The organism is Cellulosilyticum sp., assembly GCF_982396655.1.
Genome location: NZ_CEVXFV010000089.1, coordinates 1 through 8,139, shown reverse-complemented (window position 1 = coordinate 8,139; position 8,139 = coordinate 1). Strand labels below are relative to the sequence as shown.

General features: G+C 33.4%; 8 protein-coding genes. All 8 read right to left on the bottom strand.

Annotation, left to right across the window (positions count from 1 at the left end; translation table 11 throughout):
* Nucleotides 1-117 precede the first annotated feature (117 nt).
* The 8 genes from AC1VAQ_RS20345 to AC1VAQ_RS20310 all read right to left on the bottom strand — a co-directional run bounded on the left by AC1VAQ_RS20345 (nt 118) and on the right by AC1VAQ_RS20310 (nt 7,942).
* Complete coding sequence (locus AC1VAQ_RS20345; protein ID WP_479904468.1) at nt 118-324, bottom strand: hypothetical protein; 207 nt, start codon at nt 322-324, stop codon at nt 118-120.
* Nucleotides 325-414: 90 nt separating this feature from the next.
* Nucleotides 415-1,707 carry a dicarboxylate/amino acid:cation symporter gene (locus AC1VAQ_RS20340; RefSeq protein ID WP_302598734.1) on the bottom strand — a complete coding sequence of 431 codons (1,293 nt, stop codon included), beginning with the start codon at nt 1,705-1,707 and terminating at the stop codon, nt 415-417.
* A 10-nt stretch (nt 1,708-1,717) separates the two neighbouring features.
* Nucleotides 1,718-2,563, bottom strand: a complete 846-nt coding sequence (rfbD, locus tag AC1VAQ_RS20335) for a dTDP-4-dehydrorhamnose reductase (protein ID WP_302598733.1) — start codon at nt 2,561-2,563, stop codon at nt 1,718-1,720.
* Between the two features lie 289 nt (nt 2,564-2,852).
* Complete coding sequence (gene serS / locus AC1VAQ_RS20330) at nt 2,853-4,142, bottom strand: serine--tRNA ligase (RefSeq protein ID WP_302598732.1); 1,290 nt, start codon at nt 4,140-4,142, stop codon at nt 2,853-2,855.
* Between the two features lie 503 nt (nt 4,143-4,645).
* Nucleotides 4,646-4,819 carry a hypothetical protein gene (locus AC1VAQ_RS20325; protein ID WP_302598731.1) on the bottom strand — a complete coding sequence of 58 codons (174 nt, stop codon included), beginning with the start codon at nt 4,817-4,819 and terminating at the stop codon, nt 4,646-4,648.
* Nucleotides 4,820-4,884: 65 nt separating this feature from the next.
* Nucleotides 4,885-5,889, bottom strand: a complete 1,005-nt coding sequence (gene queG / locus AC1VAQ_RS20320; RefSeq protein ID WP_302598730.1) for a tRNA epoxyqueuosine(34) reductase QueG — start codon at nt 5,887-5,889, stop codon at nt 4,885-4,887.
* A 269-nt stretch (nt 5,890-6,158) separates the two neighbouring features.
* The gene (locus AC1VAQ_RS20315; protein WP_479904467.1) at nt 6,159-7,559 is read right to left on the bottom strand and encodes a TraB/GumN family protein; all 1,401 of its coding nucleotides are present in this window, start codon (nt 7,557-7,559) and stop codon (nt 6,159-6,161) included.
* Nucleotides 7,560-7,708: 149 nt separating this feature from the next.
* Nucleotides 7,709-7,942 carry a hypothetical protein gene (locus AC1VAQ_RS20310; RefSeq protein WP_302598727.1) on the bottom strand — a complete coding sequence of 78 codons (234 nt, stop codon included), beginning with the start codon at nt 7,940-7,942 and terminating at the stop codon, nt 7,709-7,711.
* Nucleotides 7,943-8,139 lie beyond the last annotated feature (197 nt).

Below are 8,139 nucleotides of genomic sequence, written 5' to 3'. Positions count from 1 at the left end.
TCAACCCACACTCGGGACTTTCACCCGTTAGACTACGCCCATGCTGGGCACACTACAAAAAGGGACTTACCCGTAAGTAAGTCCCTTATATACGATGGTTTCAAGTTTTTTAAGCTATTAGGATTGTAGACTTCTATTAAGCTCAAAAATATTCTCCACTTCATTTCCTGTTTCATCATAGCATTTTACTTCAGCACCTGAAATATAACCTTTGCTATCCCGATCAAGTACTGTAGCTCTAAACTTCAATAGTGCCTCTTCATCCATAGGGAGTTCAGCTTCCTTTGTTTCACCATCTAAGTTACAGACCATTTTTACTTTCATATTGGCATCCCCTTATTTGTCTATAATATATAGTAATATATAGTATGCCTCATTCTAGTCTGTTTTACTCTCTCTTAACCCATCTGTCAATTACATTTCTAGTTCTAGTTCACCTTCAGGTGTATTGAAAACAGTTTGGTCAACCATCTTATCTTGATGTGCTACAATCGTTGTACATACTGCATCTCCTGTAATATTAACAGCTGTACGTGCCATATCTAAGAGTCTGTCAATGCCCATGATAATACCAATACCTTCTACTGGTAAGCCTACAGAAGCAAATACCATAGATAACGTAATAAGCCCAACGCCTGGTACACCTGCTGTACCAATTGAAGCAATTGTAGCTGTTGCAATAACTGTTAAATAATCTGCTGGTGTTAACTGAATATTAAAAGCCTGTGCAACGAATACAACAGCTACCCCTTGCATAATAGAAGTCCCATCCATATTAATCGTAGCACCTAGTGGAATAGTAAATGAAGAAATTTTCTTAGAAACGCCCATTTTCTTATGTAATGTTTCAATAGAAAGTGGAATTGTTGCATTTGAAGTAGCTGTTGAAAATGCAAATCCCATTACTGGTACAAATTTCTTAATAAACTTCACTGGACTAAATCCTGTAAATCCTTTTAACATCAGCATATAAACTACAAAACACTGAATAGCTAGTGCTAGAAGCACTGAACCCATATACTTAAGCATCGGAGCGAAACCATCAAATCCAATAGCTGCAAATGTTTTAGCAATAAGGCAAAATACACCTATTGGTGCTACTTTCATTACCATCATTGTCATATCCATCATAATATTATTTCCTTGACTAATGAAGTTAGAAACTGTACTTGCACGTTCTCCTTGTTTTGCTAAAATAATCCCGACAATAAGAGCAAAGAAAATAACTTGTAACATATTACCTTGTGCTAAAGCTTCAATTGGATTAACTGGAATAATGTCTAAAATAACGTCTGCAAAAGGTTTACTCTCTGCTACAGTTGTTTCTGCTATAGTTACCGCACTCATATCTAAGTTTAAACCTGGATTAATAAGATTTCCAATTCCTAATGCAACTGATATAGCTAACGCTGTGGTAATTAAATAAAATACTAATATTTTCACGCCTACCTTACCAAGCTTCTTTGTATCACCAATAGACATAGCACCACATACTAATGAACAAAATACTAAAGGTACAACAAGCATACGCATACCACGTAAAAAGCCATTTCCTAACACATAAAAAATACCATTTATGATTACAGTGTCTCTTACATAACCTTCTGGCACTAGATAGTGTAGAACGAGTCCCACAACAGCTCCTAATAGTAATGCAATAAAAATAACCGTAGTAAGTCCTAATTTTTTCTTATTTGTTTTTTCCATATAACTCTCCTTATCGATTCATATATTCTGCTAAAGCCACTTTCCAATGTGGCATCTCAGTATTTTCTAAAAGACGTAACATCAGATTATCTAAAATAGTATATGCTGGTCTTTTGACAGCTACCTCATCTTCTATATTGCTTACACCTTTAATAGTGATATCTAGTCCTGCTAAACGTATTATCTCTCTAGCAAATTCATCACGGCTACAAGTACCTTCACAAGTTGCATGATAGATACCATATTCATTACTTTCCATTAATCCTATTATAAATTGTGCTAATGCTTTAGCACTTGTAGGACTGCCAAATGCTTCATTTGAAATATGTATTGTTTTCTTTTGCTCTGCTAGCTTCAATAAATCTTTAATGAAATTTTCACCTTCACCATAAACCCAGGTACTACGGATAATAAAATAACGTTGTGCAAAATCTTTTACAAACTGTTCACCTGCTAACTTTGATTTGCCATAAATAAGACTTGGTGTAGGTATATCAAATTCACCGTAAGGTTTTGTACTCTTTCCATCAAATACATCATCTGTAGACAAATGTATAAGCTTTGCACCAATACGTCTTGTTGCAATACTTACATTCCTTGCACCTACTGCATTGATTTTATATGCTTTTTCTAAGTCATTCTCACAAGCTTCTACAGAAGTCAACGCTGCACAGTTAATAATGACATCCGGACGATTCATATCTGCAAATTTAGCAACTTCTTCTATAAGTGTAATATCTACTTCTTCTACATCTGTATTTAAAACTTCTACCTCACGTCTGTCTAATAATTTATTCAGTGTTCTTCCAATCTGTCCATTGGCGCCTATAATCCACACTTTATCTACGTTTTTCATTTGTTTCCTCCTCTAAGTCTTGATTGAGCTGTTCCTACTTGACTTAAGTATATACTAATTATTATGTTAATTGCAATACTTTGTTTTACAATTCAATCAAATGATTGTATACAATTATACACATTCATATTGATGCACAAGGCATTCAATGCTCCTTTAATTAAGTAAATTTTTCATCCCATCTTTCAACGCCAGGAGAGTTAGACTTTTAAACTCAAAAAAAATGCCATTCACTGCTACTGAGTGAACGGCACTAAAACTTATATTTAACTTTATAAAAGGTTATTGATTATTTTGCTTGAGGTACAATAACTTCTTTACCACCCATATATGGTCTAAGTGCAACTGGAATATTTACTGAACCATCTGCATTTAAGTTATTTTCAAGGAAAGCAATAAGCATTCTTGGTGGTGCTACTACTGTGTTATTTAATGTATGTGCAAAGTATTTGCCCTCTTCACCATTTACACGAATTTTAAGGCGACGTGCTTGTGCATCACCTAAATTAGAACAGCTACCAACTTCAAAGTATTTCTTTTGTCTTGGAGACCAAGCTTCTACGTCAATAGATTTTACTTTTAGATCAGCAAGGTCACCTGAACAACATTCAAGTGTTCTTACTGGAATATCTAATGAACGGAATAAATCTACTGTGTTTTGCCATAATTTATCAAACCACATTGGGCTTTCTTCTGGTTTACATACAACAATCATCTCTTGTTTTTCGAATTGGTGAATACGGTAAACACCTCTTTCTTCAATACCGTGAGCACCTTTTTCTTTTCTGAAGCATGGTGAGTAACTTGTAAGTGTTTGTGGAAGTGATGCTTCTGGAAGAATAGTATCAATGAATTTACCAATCATTGAGTGTTCACTTGTACCGATAAGATATAAATCTTCTCCTTCAATTTTGTACATCATAGCTTCCATTTCATCAAAACTCATAACGCCAGTAACTACATTGCTACGAATCATGTAAGGAGGAATACAGTATGTGAAACCTCTATCAATCATGAAATCTCTTGCGTAAGAAATAACTGCAGAGTGAAGTCTTGCAATCTCTCCCATTAAGTAGTAGAAGCCGTTACCAGCTACTTTTCTAGCACTATCAAGGTCTAAGCCATTAAATTTTTCCATGATTTCTGCATGATATGGAATTTCAAATTCAGGAACAACTGGCTCACCATATTTTTGAACCTCTACATTTTCGCTATCATCTTTACCAATTGGTACACTTGGATCGATGATATTTGGAATTGTCATCATAATTTTTTTGATTTTTTCTTCAAGCTCTGATTCTTGTGTTGAAAGTGCTTCAAGACGTTCTGATTCAGCTGTTACTTGTTTTTTAACTTCTTCAGCTTCTTCTTTTTTGCCTTGCGCCATAAGTGCACCAATTTGTTTAGATATTCTATTTCTATCAGCTCTTAAGGCTTCAGCTTCTTGTTTAATTTTTCTGTGTTCTTCATCTAAAGCAATTACTTCATCAACTAATGGAAGTTTTCTATCTTGGAATTTGTTTTTAATATTTTGTTTTACGATTTCTGGATTTTCTCTTACGAATTTTAAATCTAACATAATCTGCCTCCTGATATTTTAACTATGAAATAATATATGCTAACTTTTATGACTATGGCTATAACTTTCCTACTTACAAAAAAAGTTCCTTCGCCTCATAAGTATACAAATAATCATATACTTATGGGACGAAGGAACTCCGTGTTGCCACCCAAATTGCTAGTTAGACGTCCTACAGCTTAATCTTCCTAAAAATAGGGACATTAAACCTTGGCAAGTCCATATGAACTAACCACTTCATTAGTAGGATAAAGGCTACCAACCTTTCGATTCATCACCGACAGCTCCAAAAGTGGAAAGATTTAACCTTTCACCGATTTGCACCAACCATCGGCTCTCTAAAGAAATTTATAAATCGTAGCTTTTGTCAAACGCCTATTTGCAATATATTATCTCTCATTTTCTTTATTATATTGTTTTTTCTTCCAATACACAAGTAAAATTTTATTTTTTTATATTTTTTGTGCGTGTAATGGTAGACCTATCGTTCTTTTCTTTAATCTTCATTCACCTTCATCACTACAAGGACAAATGCTATGCATCAAGTAAGCAAGTTCTTCGTTAGATAAGTTTTTGCAATAAGCATCAAAATGTGCCTCACAGCAGAAGTATCCAACTTTATGATGATAACTTTTGTCTACTACTATAGGTGCATGACAGTACATACATTTTTTCATTACCTTCTACAACCTTACTTCTAAAGTGCTTTCTTTTATCATTGCCACTTTTCTTGTTTATATACCTATTTTTTATTACTATTTAAGCGATCTATATAGGTATTGATATATGGTGATTCTCCTTTAAATTCATCTATCACCTGCCCATTGTGTGCCAGATGTATAATGGCATTACGTCGAATCACATTTTTACCTCGCCAACCACATGAAGTACTGCTAATTTTTTCTTTGAAATATTTATTATCCATATGCGCATATACTTCTACTTCTTCTCGCATATAAGCAAGTGTTGCAAAATCATCCAGTACACTTGTGACCACATTTTCATTATACGGACATTTTAACTGACAAAAGTCACAGCCAAATATATTCCCCTTTAGCAGGTGCATTTCCTGATTTGTGATATCCTTTTTCTGCGTAATATACGATAAACAGATGTTTGGGTTACAATGTGCCTTATTAATGGACTTTGTCGGACATTCACTGATGCAAGATGTACAATCACCGCATTCCACATATTGACTAATTTTCTCTCCTATGCGTTTTTCTTTACATTCAATCTCTAAATCAGTAATAATCTCGCCTAAAAATACATAGGAACCGTACTTCTTAGTAATGAGCATATTATTTCGCCCAATAAAGCCTACACCCGCTAAATAGGCAATATACCTTTCCGGCAAGGCATTACTATCTACAAAACTCATTGTCTTACCACCTAATGACATTATATAATCACTTATTTGCTGTAAATATTTTTTAACTACTCTATGATAATCTGGCCTTTGGGTATAGATTGAAAAACCATTATTAACGGCTTCACTTCCATCTTCACAATTATCATCTTTATGATAATAAGGAAAGGCTATAGATAAGATTGTTTTTCCTTCTGGCATATAAAGATATGGGTTAATTCGCTTTTCAATCTCTTTTTCTTCAAATTCGTTTTGTAAACCTAGGTTTTGTCGTGATTCATAAACCCCCTGTAGTTCTGTAAATTTTCTACAAGGCATAAATCCTACACAGTCTAATCCTAATGTACTACAAAATTCTTCTATTTGCTTTTTTAACATATTCCTCACTATTTTCTTTTTATATTTTTTAGCCTCATATAGATTTTACCTCTATACTTGTTTATGTTCATTTAAATTTGTCCATAGTCATTATACACTAAAAGACAAGGATGCAAAATCTATACTTATAATTATTAAGAAATAAAGATAATATTTAAAGGGCCGTATGCTTCTGATATGTGCCTTTCTAAGTAACAAGTTTTTGTCATTTTGCTTGTCTACCTAGAAAGGCGCCTATCAATCTCATATCAGCTCTTTGCTTAAAGATTTTATTTAACTTGTTCTACTGTATAGCCTTTATTTTTAAGATTTTGAATGACACCATCTTCACCAATATAATGCCCTGAACCTACTACAACAAAATATGTCTTACCCTTTTCACCATTTAAAAGGCTCTCGATTTTATCTGTCATTTCAGCATCTCTTACTGTCCAAAGTTTATTATTATATTCATCTAAAAGTGCCTTTTCTTTTTCACTCACACCTTCTTGGGTTGTTTTTTTAGTAAATGTTTTTTCAAAATCTTCTAGGTCACCTTTTTCCCAGTACTCTAGCCAATTTGCAAGGATCTCTTCACTTTCATCACCTAAATCCTTATCTAAAATCATATCTACTGTATTAGATAAATAGTATTCTTGTAATTCTGGTGAAAAGCCATCAAGCAATCCAGCTTGATAAGCATAACCTTCTAATTCATAAATCGGTACATCATTTACAAGTGCATCTGTCATAAAATAATTATCAATGCCCAGAAGCGCTGCAACTTGTTTTTCTTCTACTGAGCTAGAACCTGACATTGCTGCTGAAGAAAATGTATTTGCCATACACCATGGTTTATAAAGAGAAATATCTGACTCTGCCATTCCAAGCTTTTGGGCAGCTTCTATAACTTCCTCGTATAAATCTGGTGAAATGTGATCTTTTAATGTCGTTCCATCTGAATAAACGGCAAGTTGATTATAATCTGCAATGCCTTCTTGGCTATAAAAGTTTAATTCTACCCCTAAAACATCTGCTGATGCATATGCATCTAATATACTCTCGTTAAAAGGATAAATACTATAATTGGCTAGGTGCACAGACCCTAACATATATACTATATTATCGTCCTTTTGTACCTTCCATAACAACCCTTTTGAACCTGCATTTAAGTCTTCATAAAAAGCTTTTACAATACGTGTACCAAAAACAGCAGCTTCCTCTAAAGTACATGTTTTATCTAAATTAAGGTCTTTTCCTGTTCCTTTAACAATTTCTTTTTCTTGCATATAAATTATTGCATCGTTACCTAAATCAACAACTGCTGGATACGTATACTGATTCAGTACTGCATAAATCCCCTCTAAAACTTCTCCTCTTGTAACCTGGCTAGATTCTCTATATGCTAAAGCTGTAGCATCTTTCTTAAGAGATATACCTGAAATAGCTTCTAACTTTTTACCAATTGCATTGCAAAACGTTTCAAGATCCTGTGAATCCATTTTAGCTTGCATATCATCATACCATGCCAGTGGATAAATGCCATACTTCTCTCCCTGTATTAATGTTGCTGTAGACCAATCGTGCCAAGCTACTTCTTGCGCCATAGCTGGAAAGGCATAACTCACCAATATACTCCCTACTATTGTAGCTGCCACCAAATGGTGTTTCTTTATTTTATTCTTTAACATCAAAATATTACCCCCTATTTGAAATTTCATTATATATTCATATTAATACATCTATCATATTTTTTCTACAATGGCATTAAAATAATATCCATAAAAATAAGGGGATTAATTTACCAAAAATTAGTAAATTAATCCCCTTATTTTACGATTTATTTAATCATGCCTTTAGCTCTTAGGTACTCGCCTAACTTTTTCTTTTCTGTATGTGCAAAAGTTTCATTATAATCTTTTGTTACATATTTAATAAGACCGCATTCACGTGCGCCACGTAATATTTCTCTTACTTCATCACGAGAAACTCCTGTACGTTTTGAGATTTGTGCCATGCTTTCGCCACCAAAATAAAATGCTTTAAGTACTCTTACTGTTTCATTAGTGTTCATTGCTGTATCCTTTCAACTGCTTATTTAAACTTTATTTTAACCTAAAATACCAAAAATAAAAAGCCTATTACCTCTATAAATTTTATTTCTTTTAAATATACATGTCAATTTTATCATTTATTTCTTTTACTCACCTCAGATTACTAAAATATAGTAAAAAAGTATAATAAAAAGGTATATTTTATATATAATTACTT

What these genes read in the sequence shown, in the direction of transcription:
- AC1VAQ_RS20315 (WP_479904467.1), bottom strand. Translation starts at nt 7,559, where the DNA reads ATGTTAAAGAATAAAATAAAGAAACACCATTTGGTGGCAGCTACAATA.
- queG (WP_302598730.1), bottom strand. Translation starts at nt 5,889, where the DNA reads ATGTTAAAAAAGCAAATAGAAGAATTTTGTAGTACATTAGGATTAGAC.
- serS (WP_302598732.1), bottom strand. Translation starts at nt 4,142, where the DNA reads ATGTTAGATTTAAAATTCGTAAGAGAAAATCCAGAAATCGTAAAACAA.
- AC1VAQ_RS20325 (WP_302598731.1), bottom strand. Translation starts at nt 4,819, where the DNA reads ATGAAAAAATGTATGTACTGTCATGCACCTATAGTAGTAGACAAAAGT.
- rfbD (WP_302598733.1), bottom strand. Translation starts at nt 2,563, where the DNA reads ATGAAAAACGTAGATAAAGTGTGGATTATAGGCGCCAATGGACAGATT.
- AC1VAQ_RS20340 (WP_302598734.1), bottom strand. Translation starts at nt 1,707, where the DNA reads ATGGAAAAAACAAATAAGAAAAAATTAGGACTTACTACGGTTATTTTT.
- AC1VAQ_RS20345 (WP_479904468.1), bottom strand. Translation starts at nt 324, where the DNA reads ATGAAAGTAAAAATGGTCTGTAACTTAGATGGTGAAACAAAGGAAGCT.
- AC1VAQ_RS20310 (WP_302598727.1), bottom strand. Translation starts at nt 7,942, where the DNA reads ATGAACACTAATGAAACAGTAAGAGTACTTAAAGCATTTTATTTTGGT.